Annotated in this window: 20 protein-coding genes and 1 pseudogene; 9 read left to right on the top strand and 12 right to left on the bottom strand. The window is 71.1% G+C overall.

Annotated features, from left to right (window positions below; genetic code table 11):
• Positions 1-15: 15 nt before the first annotated feature.
• From ACIQ9G_RS08270 to ACIQ9G_RS08260, 3 genes are all read right to left on the bottom strand, one after another.
• Positions 16-435: a cupin domain-containing protein gene (locus ACIQ9G_RS08270; protein WP_403607513.1), complete on the bottom strand. Its 420-nt coding sequence runs from the start codon at positions 433-435 to the stop codon at positions 16-18.
• Positions 436-585: 150 nt separating this feature from the next.
• Positions 586-1,425, bottom strand: coding sequence for an SDR family oxidoreductase (locus ACIQ9G_RS08265; protein WP_403607512.1), 840 nt, complete (start codon positions 1,423-1,425; stop codon positions 586-588).
• A 32-nt stretch (positions 1,426-1,457) separates the two neighbouring features.
• On the bottom strand, positions 1,458-2,492 hold the full coding sequence (locus tag ACIQ9G_RS08260) for a zinc-dependent alcohol dehydrogenase family protein (RefSeq protein ID WP_403607511.1): 1,035 nt from the start codon (positions 2,490-2,492) through the stop codon (positions 1,458-1,460).
• A gap of 296 nt (positions 2,493-2,788) precedes the next feature.
• Here ACIQ9G_RS08260 and ACIQ9G_RS08255 point away from each other — a divergent pair, with 296 nt between their 5' ends.
• Both ACIQ9G_RS08255 and ACIQ9G_RS08250 read left to right on the top strand, forming a co-directional pair.
• Positions 2,789-3,673 carry a helix-turn-helix transcriptional regulator gene (locus ACIQ9G_RS08255; RefSeq protein WP_403607510.1) on the top strand — a complete coding sequence of 295 codons (885 nt, stop codon included), beginning with the start codon at positions 2,789-2,791 and terminating at the stop codon, positions 3,671-3,673.
• 173 nt (positions 3,674-3,846) lie between these two features.
• Positions 3,847-4,776, top strand: a complete 930-nt coding sequence (locus tag ACIQ9G_RS08250; protein ID WP_403607509.1) for an SDR family oxidoreductase — start codon at positions 3,847-3,849, stop codon at positions 4,774-4,776.
• 187 nt (positions 4,777-4,963) lie between these two features.
• Here the strand turns inward: ACIQ9G_RS08250 and ACIQ9G_RS08245 are convergent, their stop codons facing one another.
• Both ACIQ9G_RS08245 and ACIQ9G_RS08240 read right to left on the bottom strand, forming a co-directional pair.
• A complete protein-coding gene (locus tag ACIQ9G_RS08245; protein WP_403607508.1) occupies positions 4,964-5,701 on the bottom strand; it encodes a VOC family protein in 738 nt (245 codons plus the stop codon).
• Between the two features lie 647 nt (positions 5,702-6,348).
• Positions 6,349-8,112, bottom strand: coding sequence for a DUF2207 domain-containing protein (locus ACIQ9G_RS08240; RefSeq protein WP_403607507.1), 1,764 nt, complete (start codon positions 8,110-8,112; stop codon positions 6,349-6,351).
• Between the two features lie 530 nt (positions 8,113-8,642).
• On the opposite strand from ACIQ9G_RS08240, the gene ACIQ9G_RS08235 reads away from it, so the two are divergent.
• Complete coding sequence (locus tag ACIQ9G_RS08235; RefSeq protein WP_403607506.1) at positions 8,643-9,065, top strand: GNAT family N-acetyltransferase; 423 nt, start codon at positions 8,643-8,645, stop codon at positions 9,063-9,065.
• A 91-nt stretch (positions 9,066-9,156) separates the two neighbouring features.
• Here the strand turns inward: ACIQ9G_RS08235 and ACIQ9G_RS08230 are convergent, their stop codons facing one another.
• The 6 genes and pseudogenes from ACIQ9G_RS08230 to ACIQ9G_RS08205 all read right to left on the bottom strand — a co-directional run bounded on the left by ACIQ9G_RS08230 (position 9,157) and on the right by ACIQ9G_RS08205 (position 12,761).
• The gene (locus ACIQ9G_RS08230; protein ID WP_403607505.1) at positions 9,157-9,534 is read right to left on the bottom strand and encodes a VOC family protein; all 378 of its coding nucleotides are present in this window, start codon (positions 9,532-9,534) and stop codon (positions 9,157-9,159) included.
• A 144-nt stretch (positions 9,535-9,678) separates the two neighbouring features.
• Positions 9,679-10,119 (bottom strand): GNAT family N-acetyltransferase, encoded by a 441-nt coding sequence (locus ACIQ9G_RS08225; RefSeq protein WP_403607504.1) that lies wholly within the window; start codon positions 10,117-10,119, stop codon positions 9,679-9,681.
• A gap of 110 nt (positions 10,120-10,229) precedes the next feature.
• Complete coding sequence (locus ACIQ9G_RS08220; RefSeq protein WP_403607503.1) at positions 10,230-10,742, bottom strand: GNAT family N-acetyltransferase; 513 nt, start codon at positions 10,740-10,742, stop codon at positions 10,230-10,232.
• Positions 10,743-11,061: 319 nt separating this feature from the next.
• Positions 11,062-11,982 carry an NADP-dependent oxidoreductase gene (locus ACIQ9G_RS08215; RefSeq protein WP_403607931.1) on the bottom strand — a complete coding sequence of 307 codons (921 nt, stop codon included), beginning with the start codon at positions 11,980-11,982 and terminating at the stop codon, positions 11,062-11,064.
• Positions 11,983-12,123: 141 nt separating this feature from the next.
• Positions 12,124-12,354 (bottom strand): annotated as a pseudogene (locus ACIQ9G_RS08210) (GH36 C-terminal domain-containing protein); the annotation flags it as partial.
• A 17-nt stretch (positions 12,355-12,371) separates the two neighbouring features.
• Positions 12,372-12,761 carry a VOC family protein gene (locus tag ACIQ9G_RS08205; protein WP_403607502.1) on the bottom strand — a complete coding sequence of 130 codons (390 nt, stop codon included), beginning with the start codon at positions 12,759-12,761 and terminating at the stop codon, positions 12,372-12,374.
• A 93-nt stretch (positions 12,762-12,854) separates the two neighbouring features.
• Here ACIQ9G_RS08205 and ACIQ9G_RS08200 point away from each other — a divergent pair, with 93 nt between their 5' ends.
• Both ACIQ9G_RS08200 and ACIQ9G_RS08195 read left to right on the top strand, forming a co-directional pair.
• Positions 12,855-13,640, top strand: coding sequence for a TetR/AcrR family transcriptional regulator (locus ACIQ9G_RS08200; RefSeq protein ID WP_403607501.1), 786 nt, complete (start codon positions 12,855-12,857; stop codon positions 13,638-13,640).
• A 131-nt stretch (positions 13,641-13,771) separates the two neighbouring features.
• Positions 13,772-14,416: an ATP-binding protein gene (locus ACIQ9G_RS08195; protein ID WP_403607500.1), complete on the top strand. Its 645-nt coding sequence runs from the start codon at positions 13,772-13,774 to the stop codon at positions 14,414-14,416.
• Positions 14,417-14,670: 254 nt separating this feature from the next.
• On the opposite strand, the gene ACIQ9G_RS08190 is transcribed toward ACIQ9G_RS08195, so the two are convergent.
• Complete coding sequence (locus tag ACIQ9G_RS08190) at positions 14,671-15,138, bottom strand: hypothetical protein (RefSeq protein ID WP_403607499.1); 468 nt, start codon at positions 15,136-15,138, stop codon at positions 14,671-14,673.
• A gap of 607 nt (positions 15,139-15,745) precedes the next feature.
• Between ACIQ9G_RS08190 and ACIQ9G_RS08185 the strand changes: the two genes are divergently transcribed.
• The 4 genes from ACIQ9G_RS08185 (at position 15,746) to ACIQ9G_RS08170 (ending at position 21,920) form a co-directional block, all read left to right on the top strand.
• Positions 15,746-16,687 carry an ABC transporter ATP-binding protein gene (locus ACIQ9G_RS08185; protein WP_403607498.1) on the top strand — a complete coding sequence of 314 codons (942 nt, stop codon included), beginning with the start codon at positions 15,746-15,748 and terminating at the stop codon, positions 16,685-16,687.
• A complete protein-coding gene (locus ACIQ9G_RS08180) occupies positions 16,684-18,054 on the top strand; it encodes an ABC transporter permease (RefSeq protein ID WP_403607497.1) in 1,371 nt (456 codons plus the stop codon). Before ACIQ9G_RS08185 ends, ACIQ9G_RS08180 begins: the two co-directional genes overlap by 4 nt.
• Positions 18,055-18,058: 4 nt before the next feature.
• The gene (locus tag ACIQ9G_RS08175; protein ID WP_403607496.1) at positions 18,059-20,815 is read left to right on the top strand and encodes an alkaline phosphatase family protein; all 2,757 of its coding nucleotides are present in this window, start codon (positions 18,059-18,061) and stop codon (positions 20,813-20,815) included.
• 298 nt (positions 20,816-21,113) lie between these two features.
• The gene (locus tag ACIQ9G_RS08170; protein ID WP_403607495.1) at positions 21,114-21,920 is read left to right on the top strand and encodes an SGNH/GDSL hydrolase family protein; all 807 of its coding nucleotides are present in this window, start codon (positions 21,114-21,116) and stop codon (positions 21,918-21,920) included.
• Positions 21,921-21,947 lie beyond the last annotated feature (27 nt).

Genomic DNA, 21,947 nt, shown 5'->3' with positions numbered 1-21,947 from the left:
CGGCTGCCGGAGCCTTCAGTGGTTTCGGGTGCGGGGGCTGTCGTACTGCTCGTCGGTGACGTGTTCGAGCCAGGTGGTCTCCGGCTGGCCGTCGTCGGGCGCGGTGCCTTCCCACAGGGCCAGGTGTTCCATGAAACGGTCCGCGGTTGCTCCGTGCCAGTGTTCTTCGCCGGGCGGGCAGGTCACCGTTTCACCGGGGTGTGCTTCGAGGACGGTGCCGTCGCGGGTGCCGATGAGGGCGATCCCGGCGACGACGTGGAGGGTCTGGCCGACGGCGTGGTGGTGCCAGGCGGTGCGGGCGCCGGGGGCGAAGCGCACCATGTTCGCGCGCAGGCGGGAGGGCTCGGTGCCTGCGTGGATGACGTCGAACCAGACATCGCCGTTGAACCAGTCCTCAGGGCCCTTGCCGGTGGGCCGCGGCTTGACGAACTTCACGGGTACTCCTTGGTGTGGTGCTGGTCGTAGGGGGGAGAGGGGCGGGCGCGGGTCGCGGGCGGGTCGGTGTTCGAGCGGGCGCAGGCCGGCCTCGGTGGGGTGTCGCCGGCGGCCGGGCTCGCTGCGGCACGTGCCTGCCGGGCCGGGGACTCACTCTCCGGCCGGGTGGTCGGTGGCCTTGGCCGCCTCACGCTGGGTCCCGAAGTCGTCGATCCGCTTGCGGAGGACGTCGAGGGTGGAGTCCAGGGCCTGGGAGCCGAGGACCATCCGCAGGGGCGCGGGCTCCACGTCGACGGATTCGATGATGCGCGCGGCCATCCGCTGCGGGTCCCCGGGCGCGAGCCCGTTCGCCGGGTCGAGCATGGCCTTGAAGGCGTGCGCGGGCGTGTCGTCGTAGACGTCCATCGGGTCGGCGACCCGGGCGCTGCCGTAGCGGAACTCGGTGCGGGCCCCGCCCGGCTCCACGAGGGTCATGCCGATGCCGAAGCCGGTGACCTCCTGCGCGACGGATTCGACGAAGCCCTCGATGCCCCACTTGGTGGCGTGGTAGAGCGAGTTGCCGGCGAAGGCGACCTGTCCGCCGTAGGAGGAGATCTGGAGGACGCGGCCGCCGCCCTGGGCCCGCAGATGGGGAAGGGCCGCGCGGATCAGGGTGAGGGAGCCGGTGAGGTTGGTGGCGATGATGTGGTCGACCTGCGCGTCGGTGAGTTCCTCCGCGGCGCCGAACAGGCCGTAGCCGGCGTTGGAGACGACCACGTCGATGCGGCCGCCGGTGAACGCCTCGTCCACCGCCTTGCGTACGGCGCCGGTGTCGGTGACGTCCAGGATCCGGGCCCGGAAGGTGTCGGGGTACTTCTCGCGCAGGTCGGCGACCTTGTCGAGGGCGCGGACGGTGCCGACCACGCGGTCTCCGCGTTCGAGGAGCTGGGTGGTCAGGGCGTGGCCGAGGCCGCTGCTGACACCGGTGATGAGCCAGGTGCGGGTGGTCATGCTTCTTCCTTCGCGGGTGGGCGGGGGCTGGGTCAGGGCCGGATGAGGACCTTCAGTGCCTCGCGGTCGTTCATGGCCCGGTAGCCGTCGGCGATGTCCTCCAGGCCGAGCGTCCGGTCGAAGACGCGGCCGGGCCTGACGGAGCCGTCGAGGATGTGCGGCATGAGCTCTTCGATGTAGGCGCGGGCCGGGGCGACGCCGCCGGTGAGGGTGATGTTGCGCATGAAGTCACCGAACCCGAAGGGCACCTCGGTGAACTGGGGGGCGCCGACGCGGCTGATCGTGCCGCCGTCGCGGGCCACGCCGAAGCTCTGCACGATCGCGTCCCTCAGTCCGACGCATTCCAGGACCTTGCGGGTGCCCTCTCCCCCGGTCAGTTCGCGTACGCGGGCGATGCCCTCCTCGCCGCGCTCGGCGACCACGTCGGTGGCGCCGAAGTCTCGGCCCAGGTCGGTCCGCTCGCTGTGGCGGCCCATGAGGATGATCTGCTCGGCGCCGAGCAGCCGGGCGGAGATCACCGCGGCCAGGCCCACGGCACCGTCCCCGACGACGGTGACGCTGTCGCCGCGCCGGACGCCGGCGGTGCGGGCGGCGTGGTAGCCCGTGCACAGGACGTCGGACAGCGTCAGCAGGTCCGGCAGCAGCTCGGAGTCCTCGCCGACCGGCAGCTTCACCAGTGTGCCGTCGGCGTAGGGGACGCGTGCCGCCTGACCCTGGCCGCCGTCGACCCCGTTGACGCCCCACTGTCCGCCGTGCACGCACGAGGTCTGCAGGCCCTCACGGCAGTAGCCGCAGGTGTTGTCGCTGTAGACGAACGGCGCCACCACGACGTCGCCGGGCTTGAGGGTCCGTACCTCGGAGCCGGTCTCCTCGACGACACCCAGGAATTCGTGGCCCATGTGGCGCGGGGTGTCGGTGGGCGGCAGCGACTTGTAGGGCCACAGGTCACTGCCGCAGATGCAGGACAGCACGATCCGCACGACGGCGTCGGCGGGATTCTGGATCTTCGGGTCGGCGACGTTCTCGACGCGTACGTCATCGGCCGCGTACAGCAGGGTGGCGCGCATGGGCTCAGCTCCTTCGGGGGAACGGGTGGCGGCGCCTGGCGGGCCGGATGCCCGGCGGGGGGATTCGACGCGGCTCCAGGCGGAAGACGGAAGGCGGAGGTGCGGCCCCAGTCGGTCAGGGCATGCGCGACGAGGGTGGTCCGACGCCCGTACCTCCGGTCCGGGCTACACGATCCAGCCTGCCCCCCGGCGAGCGTGACAGGCAGGCCGAGGTCTGCCGGGGAGTGGCGAGCGGGGGTGTGGCAGGGCCCCCCTCATCGGGCGTGTCACGGTGACAGCGGAGGGACACTGGCCCCATGGCACCCGAGCAGCACAGTGGCGAGGAACTGGGACGCTTCCTGCGGGCCCGCCGTACCCAGACCAGTCCCCGAACCGTCGGCCTCACCCCCGGGCCCGGCGTGCGCCGCACTCCCGGCCTGCGCCGCGAGGAGCTGGCCACCCTGGCCGGGGTCAGCATCGACTACTACACCCGTCTGGAGCGGGGCAAGGAGACCCGGCCCAGTCCCGCCGTGGTCGACGCCCTCGCCCGCGCCCTGCGGCTCGACGACGCCGAACACCAGCACCTGCGCGACCTGGCAGTCCGCGCCGCGCGCTATGCGCCCCAGCCCGTCCAGGCCCCCAGCCGTACCGTGCGCCCCCACCTGAAGCTGCTGCTGGAGAGCGTGCGCCCGTACCCGGCCTACATCGTCAGCCGAGGCATGGACGTCCTCGCCCACAACCCCGGCGGCCTCGCCCTCTACACGGGCATCGGCGACTGGCCGGCCAAGCAGCGCAACCTCGCCCGCTACCTCTTCCTCCACCCCGCCGCCCGCGAGATCTTCCCCGACTGGGACAACCAGATCCGCGGCTGCGTCGCCCGCCTGCGCGCCCTGGCCGGCACCGACCCCGACGCCCCCGACCTCACCCATCTCGTCGGCGAGCTGCTCCTCAAGAGCCCCGACTTCGCCGGACTGTGGGAGCGCTACGAGGTCACGGGCCGCAAGGTCGCCACCAAGACCTTTCAGCACCCGCACGTCGGCAGGCTCACCCTCGGCTTCCAGGGCATGGCCCTCGAAGGCACCCCCGGCCACCGGATGGGCGTCTACACCGCGGAGCCCGGCACCCCCGACCACGACGCCGTGCTCCTGCTCGACATGACCGTCACGCACGCCGTGGCGAAGCCGTCCGAGCAGGAGTGCTGACAGGCGGGCGCGGTAGCCGCTTGAGGTGCCGGGTCCGCGACCCCCTCGCGTCCTCCTCCGGCATTCCTGTCCCTCGCCCTCCGGAGCGGACCAGGCAGCCCGGACATAACCTTGTTTCCGGACATAACGGACGCTGGGTCGTCGTCGGCGGCCGGTGAGCAGTGAGGACGGACATGCGTGACATCCCCAGAACCGGCGCACACCGCTCCGCTCCCGGCGCGCCGCTGAGCGGCCGGGTCGCGGTCGTCACCGGCGCCGCGCGCGGAGTCGGTGAAGGCCTGGCGCGGCGCCTGTCCGATGCGGGCCTGCTCGTCGCACTGCTCGGGCGGGAGGAGGAGACCCTCTGCCGGGCGGCCGCCCTGCTGCCGAACCGGAGCGTCTGCGTCGAGGCCGACGTCACCGACCGTCAAGCGCTGGAGAGCGCCGCCCGCCAGGTCGAGGAAGAACTGGGCCCGGCGAGCGTGGTCGTGGCCAATGCGGGCATCGCCGCCGGCGGCCCCTTCACCCACACCCCGGCCGACCTGTGGCAGCGCGTCATCGACGTCAACCTCACCGGATCCGCCAACACCGCCAGAGCCTTCCTCCCGCAACTGGCCCGCACCCGCGGCTACTTCCTCCAGATCGCCTCTACCGCCGCCTTCGGCTCCGCCCCCATGATGAGCGCCTACTGCGCCTCCAAAGCCGGCGCCGAATCCTTCGCCCAGGCGCTGCGCGGCGAGGTCGCACCCGACGGGGTCACCGTCGGCATCGCCTACCTCCACTGGACCGGCACCGACATGGTCGCCGGCATCGACGACCACCCGGTCCTCAGGGCCCTGCGCCGCAACCAGCCCCGCTTCGCGCGGCGCGTCCACTCCCCCGCCCAGGTCGCCGACTGGCTCACCCGGGGCATCGTCCACCGCGCCCACCACATCTACGCACCCCCCTGGCTGCGCTGGTGCCAGCCGCTGCGGCCCCTCTTCCCCACCCTCGTCGCCCACACCGCCCGACGCGAACTGAGAACCCACGCGCGCGGCGAACTGGCAGCCGACGTCGCCGTCCTGGGCGCCGGCGGCCGCGCCGACTGGAACTCCTACCGGTCCACCACCCGCCCCGGCGGCTAGCGCACCGCTCCAGGCGGGCGCGACCAAGTACGCCCAGCGCGGCAAGACCGTCGAGATCACCGGCCTCAACGACCCCAGCGCCCGGCTCCACGGCAAACTCAGCGGCGAACCGGCGGCGAGCCACTGACCAGCCACCGGCTGATCCTGCGACACGCCCCCGGCCGACCACCGGGGGCCTGTTGCCGCGCTACGCGGGCGTCAGCAGACAGAACTCGTTGCCGTCGGGGTCGGCCATCGCGACCCGGCCGGCCGGGTCCTGGCCGGCGTTGTCCTGCCCGGCGTCGATTCGGGTCGCTCCGAGGGAGAGCAGGCGCTCGATCTCTGCCTGCCGTTCACCGGGGGCGGGCGGAGCGAGGTCGAAGTGCAGCCGGTTCTTGCCCGTCTTGGGCGCCACCGGCGGACCACCCCATGTGATCTTAGGACCGCCGTGCGGCGAGCGGATCGCGGTCTCCTGGTCCTGGTCCCAGACCAGGGGCCACCCCAGCGCCTTGCTCCAGAAGTACCCGACTTCCTGCGAACCGTCGCAGGCCAGCGCTCCGATGAAGCCGCAGTCGGCAAGGAAGTTGTTGCCCGGCTCGATGACGCAGAACTCGTCGCCCTCGGGGTCGGCGAGCACCACGTGCCCCTCTTCAGGGCGTTGGCCGATGTCGATGTGCCGTGCGCCGAGCCGCAGCGCCCTGGCCACCGTCTGCTGCTGGTCCTCCGGAGACGTACTCGTCAGATCGAAGTGCATCCGGTTCGGGCCGGCCTTCGGTTCCCGGGTCGGAGAGAAACGGATACGGAATCCGGTGTCGTCGCTGGGCAGGAGTGTGACGCCGTCGTGCGGATCGTCGACCGTCTCCCACCCCAGGACCCCGGACCAGAACTGCGCGAGCCGCCGCGGTTGACTCGCATCGAAGCACAGCGCGAAAAGTCGAGAAGTCATGTCCCTGTGCATCTCCGATCAGCTGACTGATCACTGCCACAGGGCGCCCCGCCGGCCCCGCGAACGGAAAGCTTACGAGCGCGCCGGTGTCACCCGCAGCCGAGTTTTCCGGCGGCCGCCGGAGGGACCGGCAAAGCGCGCGGACAACGCGTAGCCCCTCCCCCGGCTTCGTCCGACGCGAGATCCTCTGGTGTGTCAGTCGACCAGGAAGGACAGCACCTCGGCGAAGGTTGGGACGTGCCGGGTTCGAGGCGTTCGACGTCGCCCCTGAAGTTCCGCACCTCCACCCCACCCAGCTCCGCGGAGACGCCTGCGGCAGCGCCTCCATGAGCGCCTCGAGGTCGGCGGACCGAAGGACCACGGCGATAGGCCTGGTCGAAGCCTTCGACCGGCAAGTACCGGGGTTCGGGGGCACAGGGGCCTCTGGCCGTGGTGAGGACGTCCAGGACCGGTGTCTCGCCGTCGTCTTCCGCCGGGTGGCGGGGCGGGTCGGCCTCGGTGAAGCCTTGGCGGAGCCGATCCTTGATCTTGCGGTCCGCGTGGCGCCGCGCGTGCTCCTCGTCGTTGAGCACCGACGTGCTCGCCTGTTCGTGGACGCCGGAGTCGGCCCGGACCCGCCCATCGCTCATCGGACCGCGGCCCGGCGCTCACCACGAGCCGCCGCCACCGCCTCCCGCGCCGCCGCCGACTCCACCGCCACCGGAGTTGCCGCCGCCGGAACTGCCACCGCCGGAGGAGGGGGAGGTCGCGGACGCCGCCGCTGAGCTGACCAGGGCGACGGCGATGGCCGGGCCGAAGAGGGACATGCGGCGGGCGGAGCGGCCGGCGGTCGGGGTGGCCGTCGAGTCGGACATCGCCTGCGACCAGCGGTCGTTCACGCCGAGGGCCACCGCCCACGCCGTGTACAGGTCCAGCCTTCCGACATCGGCGGCCTCGTCCACCTGATGGGGAGCGGAGTCGGACAGGTAGCGCCGGAACGCCTCCACCTGGGTCCACAGGGCCGTACCGCGAGGGGAGCGGATCTCCAGCTCCCAGCCGCGGACCGCACCTGCCAGGCCGCCACCCGCAGCGACCGCGCCGGGCACCAGGACCATCCACCACGCGGGGCCGACGTCGTTGTCGCTCAGTACGGCCCCGACGACGACGGCGATCACACCCACCAGCGCGGCGACGCACCCGCCCACTTGCGCCCAAAAGCAGCGCTCGGTGCCGGCCGGATCCCACAGTCCGGATCCGCGCCGCCAGGCCTCCAAGCGACTCTGAAGAGTGTTCCAGCCCTCCTGGAACCACGGGTCGTACAAGCCCAGCGTCACGCTGTCGCGGCCAGGAAACACGTGGTCGAGTACGTCCTTGACCGTCGGGTCGACTTCCCCGCCGTCGGCGGGTGTACGGCGGGTCAGCGTCGGGTGGTGCTGATTGTCGTCGATGTCGAGGTGGCCGTCGAGGGTGGTGGTCATCAGCCAGGCCACCTGGTGCTGGGGGAGGACGGATTCGGCGAGCAGGATGCCGCCCTGCGCCGGGGTGAGTTCGGCCGGAGGGGCCGAGACCGGCGTCAGGGACCGCCCGAGCTTCTCGACGTCGACGCGCTTGCCCCTGCCATCCCCGCCGTCCGCCGTGCCCCGTTCGCGCCCCATGAAGCGCATCACCCGTCCTGTCACCAACGCGGCGAGCAGGGCGATTCCGGCGGCCAGCAGGCCGGGCACCAGCGTGCCGACGCCCACGTCGTTGCCGGTCGCCGGGCCCGAGGGCGGTACGGGGGTGGCCGCCTTGTCGGTGAGCGTGCCGCCGGTGCGGGTCGCGTACAGGGTGGCGCCCTTGCCCGCGTCGAGCTCGCCGAGGTCGACGACGAGGTGGCCCGGCTCGGGCTCCGTGAGCGCGCAGCGCTGCCGGGAACGCCTGGTGCCCTGGACACAGCGCGCGCCGGCGAGATCGTACGGCGTCACTACGTGAACCCGGACGTTGGCGACATCGACGTTCCAGCCCGTGCCGATAGCGTCCCAGGCGAGCTTGCCACCGCGGGCGACGTTCTGGAGCGTGTACTGGACGGAGTATCGGTGGACGCCGGTGACCGTGTCGTGGGGGTCGCCCACGCGCAAGCTCAGGATGTCCTCGGTCCACAGGTCGCGGTCGTCGGGGATGGTGACCTCGTACGGCACCGTGCCGCCGTCCATGGTGACGCGGGGCCTGGATTCGTCCTCGTAGCCGAGCCCGGGGATGTCACGGTAGATACCGTGCCGTGCGTTGACGCCGACCCCGAAGTCGTAGTCGATCACCTCGGTGATACGGGCACTGCCGTCCTTGTCGATCACGGCGCTGACCCACATCCCGGTGACCCGCTCGGTGTTCCCGGCCACCGCGCCCAGCGTCGCGACCACGCCCACCAGCGCGGCGGAGACGACCAGCCACACCATGCCGACGCGTCTGCGCCGCCGTACAGAAACCTTCGATATGCCGCTCACAGCCCCCACCCGCTCTGGACACCACTACTGCATGATCGCTCGTGGCGAGCCCCCGACCCAACGAGGCTGACGAACCTGATCACTGGCTACGGTTCAGTCTTCGGTCATGGGCCAGGTCTCCCGGACCAAGTCCGGGCGTTGGTGTGCGTCGTCAGACCACGCACAGTCATTGCCGTCCCCCTCCAGGCGGATCAGGTCGACCGCATCCTCGGCCATGACTGCCCCTCCGGACTCGCGCATGTTGCCGAACCCTAACCGTTGGCACGGACACAGGAACGGTGGAGGTGTGTCAGGCCGCGTGAGCTTCGGGGCGTTCGACGAGGTGTCCTCGTTCGAAGCGGGATCCGGCGCGGACGAGGGCGAGGAGGCGTGGCGCATCCACGGCCTGCCACCGCTGCTGGGCGGTCGTCGCGCCGGCCGACTCGGCGTCCGGCACCCGAAATTGACCGCTCCGATGGTGCCGCTCTTGGTAGACAGTCGCGATGAGCCAGATCAAGATACGTACCGCGAGCGACGCCGAGGCTCCCGCCCTGCTCGCCTTCTGGGCCCGGTCGGCCGAGGGCACCAGCATCACCGACGACGAGGACGGCGTCACCCGACTGCTCGACCGTGACCCGGAGGCCGTGCTGGTAGCCGAACGGGACGGAGCGATCGTCGGTACGGTCATCGCCGGCTACGACGGCTGGCGCTGCCATCTGTACCGGCTGGCCGTCGACCCGGACCAGCGCCGCCAGGGGATCGCGGCCGCCCTGCTCGCCAGCGCGCACGAACGTTTCGTGGCGCTCGGCGGCCGCCGGGCCGATGCGATGGTCCTGGACCACAACGAACTCGGCCAGCATGCCTGGCGCGCTGCCGGTTACCACGCCGATGAGGAATGGAGTCGCTGGGTCAGGCCACTGATCTGACGCGACCGTCGCATTGACGCCCACGTGCTCACGCCTTTGGCTGGAGTACTAGGTGCTCCATGGATGATCGGCACGACCGAGCGGCAGGGCATCACGTGTTCGCCCGCTCCGCCGCGCTGCGTTCCACGCAGAACTCGTTGCCCTCGGGGTCGTGCAGCGTGACCCACCCGGTGCCGTCAGGCCTTCGGTGGTCGCCCTGAAGTGTGGCACCGAGCGACAGCAGACGCTCGACCTCCTCGTCCCGGGTGCGGTCCTGCGGCTGGAGATCGAAATGCACGCGGTTCTTCACCGTCTTGCGGTCGAGCACCTTCACGAACAGTAAGACGGCCGCAGCGGCCGTGACCATGGCTTCCGGATCCCCCGGAAAGTCGTCATCGGAGAGTGAGCCGTCCAGGACCTGGGCCCAAAACCCCGCCAACGCATAGGGATTGTCGGTGTCGACGGTGAGATGACGGATCAAGGAAGTCATGCCCGGAATACGATCACAAGGGCTCCCGGCCGTCCAGAGGCGTCGCGCCTCGGCACCGGCCGTGGCATCGGGCCGGCCTTGGTGCCGCCGTGGGCGACGTGGCTGGTCGGCCGCGTAGGCACCGAGCCCGAGGGTGGGTCTGCGTCAGGAAAGCCGCAGGTCGATCCAGGGGACGGTGTCACCGGGCAACAGGTATCTCTCGGATTCGACGAATCCGTGCTTCAGCGCGAATCGCAGTCCGTCGTCGTTGGAGGACAGGACCACCGTCTCGATCACCTTGGCGTCGAGCTGTCGCGCCCGGTGCAGCCCTCGTGCATAGAGCTCCTCACCGAAGCCCCGTCCACGGTGAGGCGGGAGCACACGGGCGATCACTGTGGCCGTCAAGGTGTCGTCAGCCGGCGGGCGCACCGTGCTGCAGCCCACGAGCACGTCGCCGAGGTAGGCAACTTCGAGGTGGTTGCGCGCGGCACGGTCCCGCACCTCGTCCAGGGAAAGAGGGTGGGTGGAAATGATCACGTTGTGGACGTGTCGCCAGCCCCTGAGCGCGGCGTCGTCGCCCGGCTGCTGGATACGAAGATCAGGCATCGGAACAGGAAACCCGAGTGATCCCCCGGTATCAACCCCGTTCGGCCACCGATACGCTGCAGCGTGACGCCGAAGTGGCCCGGTGCGGTGCGGGGTTGCGCGTGGACCCGTCAGCTCGAACGCCGGCGACCGGTCACCAGATCGCGCCGATACCAGTCGCCGGGCTTGCCGCCGAGGTCAGCAGGGTCCGCCGGGCCGATCAGGACGAACCCGGCCTTGGTCAGCACCCTCTGGGACGCGGCATTCTCGCGGGCGGCGGCCGCCTTGAGCGTGCGCAGCCCGTACCGCTGCGCCGACAGCCGGCACAGCTCGCGGACGGTCGCGCTCGCCACGCCGCGGCCGGTGACATGCTGCGCCACCCGGTAGCCGAGCTCCGCGGTGTCCTCCTCGATGTTCACCAGGTTGAACCTGCCCAGTACCGAGCCGTCGTCGTCAACGAGCGCATGGAAGGCACAGATGCCGGCCTCCTGCTCAGCCAGCAGGGCGCTGTACCGGTCGGTGAACCGGTCGAAGAAGTCGTCGCCGCGGTCGGGCACCGAGGCGGCGAAATAAGCACGGTTCGCCAGCTCGAACGCCAGGACCGCCGGGGCATGGCCGGCCTGCAGCCGCTTCAGCTCGGGCACGGTCCAACTCTAACCATGTGGTCCCTTGGGCCACTTGAGGACGGTGAGGAATGCCTCGGTGTCAGTGCCTGCTCGTAGGGTGCGCTCGCGCGTGTGATCGCGATCGACCATGAGCCTGGAGGCTGACGCACGCTGCTGGAGAACAAGACCGCCGTCACGGGGATCGTGGTCAACCCGAGCTGCGGGTCCACCCTCGACTGAAGGGGGAGACGGTGCACCTCGAGTGGTGCTCGTACCAGGCCGGTACGGCGGGCCGTGTCCTGCTGCCCACGGCCGGCCGGATACAGCCCGCTCCGCCCCGGCGCGCGGCATACTCGGCTCAGATCGTCAGGACGATCTTCCCGCGGGTGTGGCCCGCCTGGCTCAGACGCCATGCCTCGGCCGCCTCCGCCAGCGGCAGGGCGTGTTCGACATGCACCGTGAGTTTCCGCGCGTCGGCCAGCTCGGCGAGGTCCGCGAGGTCGGCCGCGTTCGGGCGGACCCACACGAAGTGTCCTCCCTTCTCCTCGACCTCCGCCTCGGTGATCGACGCGACCCGCTCGCGGTTCTTGAGCAGCTGTTGTGACACGTCCACCGCGCCTTCACCGACGAAGTCGAGGGCCGCGTCGACACCCTCGGGCGCCAGTTGCCGGACCCGGTCGGCCAGGCCGTCGCCGTAGGTGACCGGTTCAGCGCCGAGCTCGCGGAGGAACGCGTGGTTGCGTTCGCTCGCGGTGCCGATCACGCGGGCCCCGAGCGCGACGGCGATCTGCACGGCCAGGGAGCCGACACCGCCCGCGGCGGCGTGCACGAGGAGCGTCTCCCCCGCGCGGAGGCCGACCCTCTTGATGGTCTGGTGGGCGGTGAGCCCGGCGAGCGGTACCCCGGCGGACTGCTCCCAGGTCAGGGCCGCGGGTTTCCTGGCCAGGGTGCGGACGGGAGCCGAGACGAGTTCCGCGTACGTTCCGTTCTGTGCCCAGTCCTTGCGTACGTAGCCGAAGACCTCGTCCCCCACGGCGAACTCGCCGGCGTCGAGTCCCACGCGTTCGACCACGCCCGCGACGTCCCAGCCGGAGATCAGGGGGAAACGGACCTCCATGATCGGGTCGAGATATCCGGCGGCGAGCTTCCAGTCGACCGGGTTGACCCCGGCCGCCTTCACCCGGATCAGCACCTCCGCGGGCGCGACCTTCGGGTCGGGCCCGTCGGTGAGTCGCAGGTCGTCGGGTGAACCGTACTTGTCGAGCGTGATGGCCTTCATGCTTCTCAGGATCTCCCGGGAAGGCCGGTGTAATCCGGCCGACACGCATGCTCGGAGGTGAAGGCACCAATGCGTATGGCGGCCAGGTTGTGCGCGTGCGGAGCCGAGTCGAGCCACCCGGCGCAGTCCGACCAGGGCGCTCGCGCAGTCGCCGTCCGGCAGGGCCGCAACCGGCAGGCCGTAGCCGGTCAGGGTGGCCCCGGACCATTCGGCGCCGGTGTCGTCGTCCCGGTAGCGGGCCGCCGGGTCGAGGCCGCGCAGCCGCCGCGGAGGGTGCGCGGGACGGGTGAGGGCGCCGCCGGGGGTCGGGCCGCCGTCGGGGGCGTTTGCGAAGCGCAGTACCGGTGTGCAGCCGAGGGGGCGGGACGGCACCGGAGCGCCGGGGGGTCTCAGCCGCTGCTGGGCGCGTTCCAGTCGACCAGTTGCACGATCACACCGTTGGGGTCGCGCACCTGGAAGGCCCGCTCGCCCCAGTCCTCGTCGGTCAGGGGCATGGTGATCGCCACGCCTTCGGAGCGCAGGCGGGCCAGCTCGCCTTCCAGGTCCTCGACCACGAAGGCGAGGATCAGACCCGCGGCGTGCTCCTCGCACTGGTCCGCCGGGAGTGTCTCCAGCCCGCGCCGCAGGAAGACGACGTTCATGCCGGCGTCGTCGCGCGTCAGGGACGCGAAGCCGTCGGCGGCCATCACCTCGCTGAAGCCGAAGTGCCCGACGAGGAAGGCGGAGGACGCGGGGACGTCGTCGACGTTCAGTGACACGGCACTACTGGTGATCTTCACGGAGGCTCCTCTGCCCTGCACCGATGGGTTCCCTTTTCTCTGTACGACGTACATTGTACAGAGTACAGAGATGCGGTGCGAGAGGATTGGCTTGTGCCGACCGAACGAACGAGCGCGGGCGACCCGGCCCGGACCCTGCACCTGCTGTGGCGCGGCTCCTCCCCCGACCGCCGCCGCGGACCGCGACGCGCGCTGAGCATCGACGCGGTGGTCGAAACCGCCGGCGCCATCGCCGACGCCGAGGGCCTGGACGCGCTGACCATGCGCCAGGTCGCCAAGGAACTCGGCGTGGTGCCGATGACCCTGTACACCTACGTCCCCGGCAAGGCCGAACTCCTCGACCTCATGCTCGACGCCGCCTACGCCCGGATGCCCCGCACCGACACCGGCGGCCGGCCCTGGCGCGAGCGCGTCATCGCCGTCGCCGACGAGAACAGGGCCCTCTTCGAACGCCACCCGTGGGCCGCCACCGTCTCCACCTCCAGACCCCCGCTCGGGCCGGGGCAGATGGCGAAGTACGAGCACGAACTTCGCGCGCTCGACGGCCTCGGCCTGAGCGACCTCGAGATGGACGCCTGCCTGACCCATCTGCTCACCTTCGTGCAGGCATGCGCCCGCGCCGCCGCGGACGCGCGCGCCGCCCAGGACGACAGCGCCATGAACGACCAGCAGTGGTGGGACCTGAACGCCCCCCTGCTGGCACGCGTCCTGGACGCGGACTCCTATCCCACCGCTGTCCGCGTCGGCGCAGCGGCCGGCGCCGCACACGGCAGTGCCTACGACCCCGACCACGCCTACACCTTCGGCCTGCGCTGCGTCCTCAGCGCCTTCGCCGCTCTGATCGACGAGGCGCAACGGGGGACGACGCCTGGCTCGTAGCGTCGGTGCGACTCGGTCACCCCGCGTGCGTGCAGGCGGGGCGACGGCCGGACGACGGTCTCCGGGGGGCGGCCGGCCCGTCCTTGACCGCAGCGCGGTTCATCGACGAGAGCCCGGCGGATACTTGTCGGATGGATGGATCGAGGGCCTCCTGGGTCAACACCACGCACGATTGGGCCGGCATCGTGGACGCGGGCCATCTCGCTCGGATCCGCCAGGGATCCGCAGAGTTCGCTCCGGGCGGGCCGGAACACCTTGTTCTTGAGATCGTCGCCTACGCCGCTGACGAGGCAGCGAGCCGGGGCGGGGGACGGTGTGTGGTCACGTTGCACACCGACGGCTCGGTGTCGGTGAAGGATGACGGACGGGGCACCGACACCCGGGTCGACGAGCATGGCCGGGTGGTGAAGAAGCCGGTCATGGCCACGAAGGATCTTCGCTTCTTCGACCTCCCGGAGGCGGAGCGGCTTCCGGACGGACATCCGCGTCGCGGCATGTCCGTCGTCGCAGCGCTCAGCGAGTGGCTGATGCATGCCAACCGCCGTCTCAACGGATCCTGGAGCCAGCGCTATGAGCACGGCGTCCCGGTGTCCGATCTGCAGCCCGTCGAGGCCGACGGGACCACGGGGACCTGCGTCCACTTCCTGCCGGACGAAGCCCTGCGTTCGCGGTGGTCGTTGACCGCGGACGATGTGGCGCGGTGGTCCGAGCACTGGCCGGATCTGACTGCCCGCCTCGACGATCAGCGCGACGGAGAGGACCGGTCAGGTCGGTGACCAGCGGGCGCACCCCTTCCCGCGCGACGCGATCAGGAAGATCAGCGGTGTCGGTCCGCACAAGCTCCGTCGACGTGTGGCCGGACTGGACCCGCTCACCGGCGAACCCGACCCGTATGCCGCCATGTTCCCCGTCACCGGTGACTGATCGCCCTCGGCGGCCGTGCGTGGGGAGTGCCGGACGACAGTGCAGGCAGAAGCCCCGGCCCGATTCCGGCGGGCCGGGGCTTCCTCGTCACCTGGCCGGTGCGAGGTCAGTCCTTCCAGTCGTGGTCGACCACGCGGAAGCTGCCGACGACGCCGTTCTTGACCCAGACGCCCTTGGTGTGCCAGACGCGCACGCCGTCGCTGGAGCTGTGCGGGCCGACGGTGGCGACGGGAGCGCCGTTGTCGCAGACCACCCCGCGGAAGACCTCGACGGTCCTGCGGCTGTCGTTCCAGATGTTCAGGGTCTTGGCACCGAGGCCGCTGATCACGGTGATGCAGTCACCCGAGTGGGAGGAGTACGAGCGCTCGTTGATGTGGATGCGGCCCTCGTCGTAGTCGTCGTTGCCCTTGTTCGGGGCGCCGCCGTCGAGCGGAGCCGCCACGGGAGCGGCCGGAGCCGCCTGGACCTGGACCGCCGGAACCGAGGCAGCCGACGCGTAGGTGATGCCCGACGCGACCAGAGCGGCGGCACTCGCGACAGCGGCGGTGACAACAGTGGAACGGGAGGTCTTCATCTCGTTTCTCCTGTCTCAGGAATGCCGACTCCTCAGCCGGCACAAGATGAACGTAACCATCTCCGCCACTCATGTCATTTAAGGCAAAGCCGATAATCGTCCCATTGAGCGCCGAACGGGGTATTTATCGCACCCATGGAACGCCTCGCCGATGGCAGAGCGGACGGCAAACCACAGTAAATGCAGACTGATTGACATACCATTAGCCCCTACGGGTGGACTCCTGACACACCCTCACCCTCTCGCCCCCAGCGTGTCGCTCCACATCCCCGCCGCCACGAGCCACTACCAGAGCCTGGCCGAGCCACACGCCGCCTCCTTCTCCCCACCGCAGGGCCCTGTGCCTGCCGCGCGCGTCGGCTCTGGGGCCGCGGCAAGGCCGGTCGCCGCCCCCGCCGCGGACCTTCGACGATTTCGCTGGTGTGCACACAACTACTGCCTTTTCGTGCGCAGTTGAGTACAGATGAGGACAGGCCGCGGCCTTTCGTGTTCCGGCTCGCGGCGCGGCGGATGCGGTCGCCTGTCGTTTCACGGGTGTTCAACCAACCGCCCCCGGCCGCGTCGTGTGCCGTCCCTAAGGTCGCTGAGGTTGCGAAAGAAGGGGCTCATGGACGCACTCCCAGCACTCCGGGCGCGCGGGATCACGAAGTGTTTCGGCGAGGTCGTCGCACTCGACGGCATCGATCTGGAGGTGACGCAGGGGCAGATCCACGGCCTGGTCGGGCCGAACGGCGCCGGCAAGACGACGCTGCTGGGTCTCCTGCTGGGGCTGGCCGTCGCCGACGGCGGCCGCCTGGAGATCCTGGGGACGCCGGTCGGGCGGGCCCCCGCCGCCCCCGACGGGGTCGCCGGCTTCGTGGACGGGCCCGGCCTGTACCCCTCGCTCACCGCCCGGCAGAACCTGGCGGCGCTGGCCGCTCTCCGCGGCCACGACCCGCGGACGGCCGACATCGACGACGTACTCGGCGAGGTCGGGCTCACCGATGTCGCCGACGACCGGGTCCGCGGCTTCTCCCTGGGCATGAGGCAGCGACTCGGGCTCGCCGCCGCCCTGCTCACCAGGCCCCGGCTGCTCGTGCTCGACGAACCTTCCAACGGCCTGGATCCGGCGGGCAAGAGACATGTGCACGGGGTCCTCACCCGGCTCGCGGCGGACGGGGCCGCCGTGGTGCTCTCGAGTCACCGCATGGACGACCTCGCGGCACTCTGCGCGGAAGTCACCGTCATCGCCACCGGACGGGCCGTCTTCTCCGGCCCGCTGAGCAAGCTGGCCGCCGAGAACCGTGAACTCGACTACCGGCTGGTCACCTCCGACGCGCGGGCCGCCCGCTGGACGGCTCTCGACACGGCCGGGATCCGTGTCGTCGACGACGCCGCCCCGCGGCACGACGGCGAGGGGCTGGTGGTGCGGGCGCCGGTGGCCGCTCTCGACGAACTGGTGGTGCGGCTCGTGCACGCGGGCATCGCGGTGCGCGAGCTCGCCCCCGTGGTGTCGCCGCTGGAGGCCGCGTTCCTCGCCCTCACCGAGTCCCAGGAGACCGGCCGATGACCGCGACGACCAGCGTCGACGACCGGGCTGTTGCCGCCGGATCCCACCGTGTTCGCGTGCCGGTGTCGCGCGCCTACCGCTTCGAGCTGGTCAAGCTGGTCTCGCAGTGGCGGATCCGCCTGCTGGTCCTTGCCTGCTGGACCGCGCCGGGGCTCTTCGTCGCCGCGGTGAGCCGGCAGAGCACGCTCCCCACCGACACCCTCTTCGGCCGCTGGATGCACGCCACCGGGTGGGCCGGACCGCTGGTGCTGCTCGGTTTCGCCGGCACCTGGGCGCTCCCGCTGCTCACCTCGATCGTCGCCGGCGACGTGTTCGCGTCCGAGGACCGGCTCGGCACCTGGCGTCACCTGCTGGTGGCGGTCCGCTCGTCGCGGCGGATCTTCGCGGCGAAGGCGCTCGCCGGTCTCACCGTCATCCTGCTGCTCGTGGCCGGGCTGGGCTGTTCCAGCACGGTCGGCGGGCTCCTGACGGTCGGCGCCCGGCCGCTGGCCGGACTCGACGGCCACCTGCTGTCGCCCGGGGACGCCGCCGTGAAGGTCCTGACGGCCTGGGTCTGTGTGCTCGCCCCGACCCTCGCCCTCGCCGCGATCGGGCTCCTCGGATCGGTCGCGCTCGGCCGGTCCCCCATGGGGCTGCTGCTGCCGGCACTCGTCGCGCTCGCGATGCAGATCGCCCAGATGCTGCCGCTGCCCGTCGCTGTTCGCCTCGCCCTGCCCGGCTACGCCTTCATCGCCTGGAACGGCCTCTTCACCGACCCCGTCCAGGCCGGTCCGCTGCTCATCGGCATCGTTGTCAGCCTGGTGTGGGCCGTGCTCGCGACCGCCCTCGCTCATCTGCTCTTTCTGCGGCGCGACTTCACCAACCCGGCCCACGACGGCGCGGGGCGCCGCGCGATCGCCGTCGGGCTCCTCCCGCCGGCCGTGCTGCTCGCCCTCACGGTCACGGTCGTCGCCATGGCGACCCCGTCCATGGACTCCGGCATCCGCCAGGACAAGGTGCAGCGGTCGGTCGCCACGGCGTTCGCCCACCTCTACCGCCTGCAGACGAAGCAGCTCAACCGCCCCGACGTCACCGAGGCGCGCCTGCGGGCGACTGCGGCCTGCACCAAGGGCGCCGGCCGGCTCTCCCCCGACGGGCCCGGCAACGACTGGCGCTGTGTCGTCTCCTGGCATCTCCCCGGCGTCGAGGCCACGGGGACGGCCGTCTACCAGCTCGACGTCACCGCGGACGGGCGGTTCGTGGCCGACGGCGACGGACCGAAGGAAGTGAACGGCTACTTCCTGGTGCGCACCCCGGCAGGCGACGCACCGAACCCGCTCTGGCAGTTCGACGGCAACGTCGACCTGCTCCCCACCCCGAAGGGATGACTCCATGCAGGTAACACGCCGCCGACGACGTGCCGAGGAGGGCCACCTCCGCTTCCTCGGCAGACGCATCGGCCGCCGGATACCCCTGGTGACGGCGGGCATCACCGCTCTCGGCGTCGTCGCCGCAGGCGCCGCCTTCGCCCAGACGCACCAGTTCGGCACCGACCAGGTCGGCCAGATCACCGATCAGGGCCAGGTCGTCTCCAGCGACCAGTACATCGCCCCGTACGGCGACCGCCTCGTCGTCGACAACGGCAAGATCATGTCGTCCTCGGTCAGCCCGGACGGCACCCATCTCGCCGCCTCGCTGACCGACGGCGGGAGCGCCCTGGCCGTCGTCGACCTGAAGAACTGGAAGGTGCAGCAGCTCGTCGGCGCCTCCGCGGCGTCCAGCCCGCGCATCAGCGGCAACAGCGTGGGCCAGGAGGGCCCGACGTACTCCCCGGACGGTTCGCAGCTGTGGCTGGGCCAGACCGACGGCTACACCAGGTTCACCGTGCAGGCCGACGGCAGCGTCGCCGACCCGGCGTTCATCCGGATCCCGGCCGACGGCCCCCGGCACGCGCTGGTGGGCGAACCGGTGTTCTCCCCCGACGGCTCCACCGTGTACTCCGCGGTCAACGGCCAGAACCGGGTGGTCGCCATCGACGCCGCCAGCGGGGCCGTCGAGCGGAGCTGGGCCGTGGGCAACGCCCCGCGTGACATGGTCGAGGTCGGCACCAAGCTCTACGTCAGCAACGAGGGCGGGCGTCCGGCGAAGCCCGGCGACACCACCCTCAACTCCTACGGCACCCAGGTGCCGGCCGACCCGAGGACCGCGGCCACCACCACCGGCACGGTCAGCGTGATCGACCTGGCGCACCCCGATGCCGCCCCCGCCGGCATCGACGTCGGTCTGCACCCGACCGCCCTGTACGCCAGGAACGGCGCGCTGTTCGTCACCAACACCGCCACCAACGACGTCTCGGTGATCGACACCCACCGTGACAAGGTCGTGCAGACCATCGCCACCCAGCCGTGGCCGGAGGCGTCCGTGGGCTACGAGCCCGACGCGGTGGCGCTCACCGACGACGGCCGTCTGCTGGTCACGCTCGGCCGCGCCAACGCGGTCGCGGTCTACCGGTACACCGGCCCGCAGGAGCCGGTCAGCTACGTCGGCCTGCTTCCGACGGACTACTTCCCCGCGGAGGTCACCACCGTCGGCGACGAGGTCGTGGTCTCCAACACCCGGGGCGTCGACGCCCGTCGCCCCACCAGCAGCGCCGGGCACGGCACCCACGACACGACGTCGAGCGTGCAGCGGTTCAAGCTGCCGGACGACCAGGTCATCAGGTCCCAGACGGCCAAGGTCTTCCGGCAGAACGGCTGGAACGGCGGCTCCGTCACGACGGCCCAGGGCAAGGGCGACACGAGGCCCGCGCCGGTCCCGCTGCGGCTCGGGGACTCCTCGACGATCAAGCACGTCTTCATGATCGTCAAGGAGAACCGGACCTACGACCAGGTCCTCGGTGACGTTCCGGAAGGCAACGGCGACCCGTCGCTGGCACAGTTCGGCGAGAACGTGACGCCGAACCAGCACGCCCTGGCGAGGCAGTTCGGGCTGTACGACAACACGTACGACATCGGCACGAACTCGGCCGAGGGCCACAACTGGCTGATGCAGGCGGACAATCCGGAGTACACGGAGTCGTCGGCCGGTGAGTACGCGCGCAGTTACGACACGGAGGACGACGCCCTCGGCCACCAGCGGACCGGCTTCATCTGGACCGGCGCTCAGGCGGCCGGCAAGTCCGCACGGAACTTCGGCGAGTTCCAGCAGTTCCTGACCAAGCCGTCGGACGCGAGCTGGCAGAACCTGTACTGCGACGCCAAGAACATGGACGCCACCGGACAGGACACCGCCTACACCCTGAACTCGTCCTCGCCGATCCCGTCCCTCAACGACGTGTCGGTGCACGGCTTCGCGAAGTTCGACACCAGCGTCCCGGACGTCTACCGGTACGAGATCTGGAAGCGCGACTTCGAGAAGAACGGGCCGGCGAACCTGAACATGTTCTGGCTCTCCAGCGACCACACCGGCGGCCCTGCGAACGCGGCCGCCCAGGTCGCGGACAACGACCTCGCGACCGGCAGGATCATCGACAGGATCTCGCACAGCAAGTACTGGAAGGACTCGGCCGTCTTCGTCGTCGAGGACGACTCCCAGGCGGGTCTCGACCACGTCGACGGCCACCGTGCCCCGATCCAGATCATCAGCCCCTGGGCCCGGCACGGCGTCGTCGACAGCCACTACTACACCCAGATCACGGTGATCCGGACCATCGAACAGATCCTCGGGATCCACCCGATGAACCAGAAGGACAGCGCGGCCAGCCCGATGCGGGCGGCGTTCACCCGGCACCCGGACTACACACCGTTCGAGGCGCTGCCCAACCGGACCTCGCTGACCGACGGTCTGAAGACCCCGCCGTCCTGCGGCCTGGACGACCCCGCGCCCCAGGACCCCCACGCCGCGGCCGCGCCGTCGGCGACGGTGCCGGCGGACATGAAGCCGCTCGCGGCGACGTGGGAGCGGTGGAAGTCCAAGCAGCGGCTGACCGGGCCGGGCGCCGTGCCCGACTTCGCGAACCCCGCGCAGATGAACCACTTCACGTGGTACGAGACGCACGGGTGGAGGAAGCCGTACCCCGGCGAGAACAAGATCTTCGCGCCGGCGGACGTGCCGGGCGCCTACCTCCCGTCGTCGGAGTCCGACGGCTGATGCAGGCCGCCTGCCTCGCGGAGCCCCTGGACGGTGTCGTGACCGGCCAGGGGCTCCTCTGCGGGCGCTGCCGAAGACCCCGGCCGTGACCGGACGCGCACCGCCGTTCGAGTGACGGCCGTCCGGGGGACGTCCGCCGGAGAGAAAAGGAGCGGCCCGCGGCATCGGTGTCCCGACCAACCCCTGCTGCGCCCCTTGCCGTCCGGGACGGCCAGGTCTCCCGGCGCGGCGCAAGACGGCCGCGCGCGCGGCGGACGGCCGCGCGGTCGGGCGGCACGGACCGTGCTAAGGGAAAGGTATGAGACAGTCCCGAATCGCTTCATGGGCCGCTGCGGCCCTCCTCGTCTCCGGAGGCCTCACCGGTGCCGCGCCGGCGCAGGCCATGCCGCGCGCCGAGGGCGCCGGGTACGTGGCGCTGGGCGACTCCTACTCCGCCGGGGTGGGCGCCGGCGGCTACCTCAACTCCAGCGGGAACTGCCTGCGCAGCAGCCACTCGTATCCCGCGCTGTGGGCCGCGGAGCACGCGCCCTCGTCGTTCGGCTTCACCGCCTGCGACGGCGCTCGCGCCAGTGACGTCCTCACCGACCAGCTCGGGCCGCTCGGCGCCGGTACCGCGCTGGTCACCCTCACCGTCGGCGGCAGCGACGCCGGCTTCGGCCGTGTCATGACGACCTGCGTGCTCCTGGGCGCCGGTGCCTGCCGGACGGCCGTCGCCGACGCGAACGCCTACATGGACGAGACCCTCCCTCGCGACCTGGACAGCCTCTACACAGCCATCGCGGACAGGGCCCCGGCCGCCCACGTGGTGGTCCTCGGCTACCCGTACCTGTACAAGCTCAACGGCATCTGCACGGCGGGCCTCGCGGACTCGGACCGGGCCGCCATCGACGACGCCGTCGACCATCTCGACAGCGTCATCCACCGGCGCGCCGCCCGTCACGGCTTCACCTTCGCCGATGTCAGGGGCGCCTTCAGCGACCACGAGATCTGCTCCGGCAGTCCCTGGATGCGCAGCGTCAACCTGCTCGCCCCCAACGAGTCCTACCACCCGACACCCCTCGGGCAGTCCCACGGCTATCTGCCCGTCCTCACCACCGCGGCCTGAGACCGGCCCCAGCACCCGACGGTCACC

The sequence above is a fragment of the Streptomyces sp. NPDC096152 genome, from assembly GCF_044763235.1.
In the GTDB taxonomy this organism is placed as follows: Bacteria; Actinomycetota; Actinomycetes; order Streptomycetales; family Streptomycetaceae; genus Streptomyces.
This window is presented reverse-complemented; position numbering and strand designations above follow the sequence as displayed.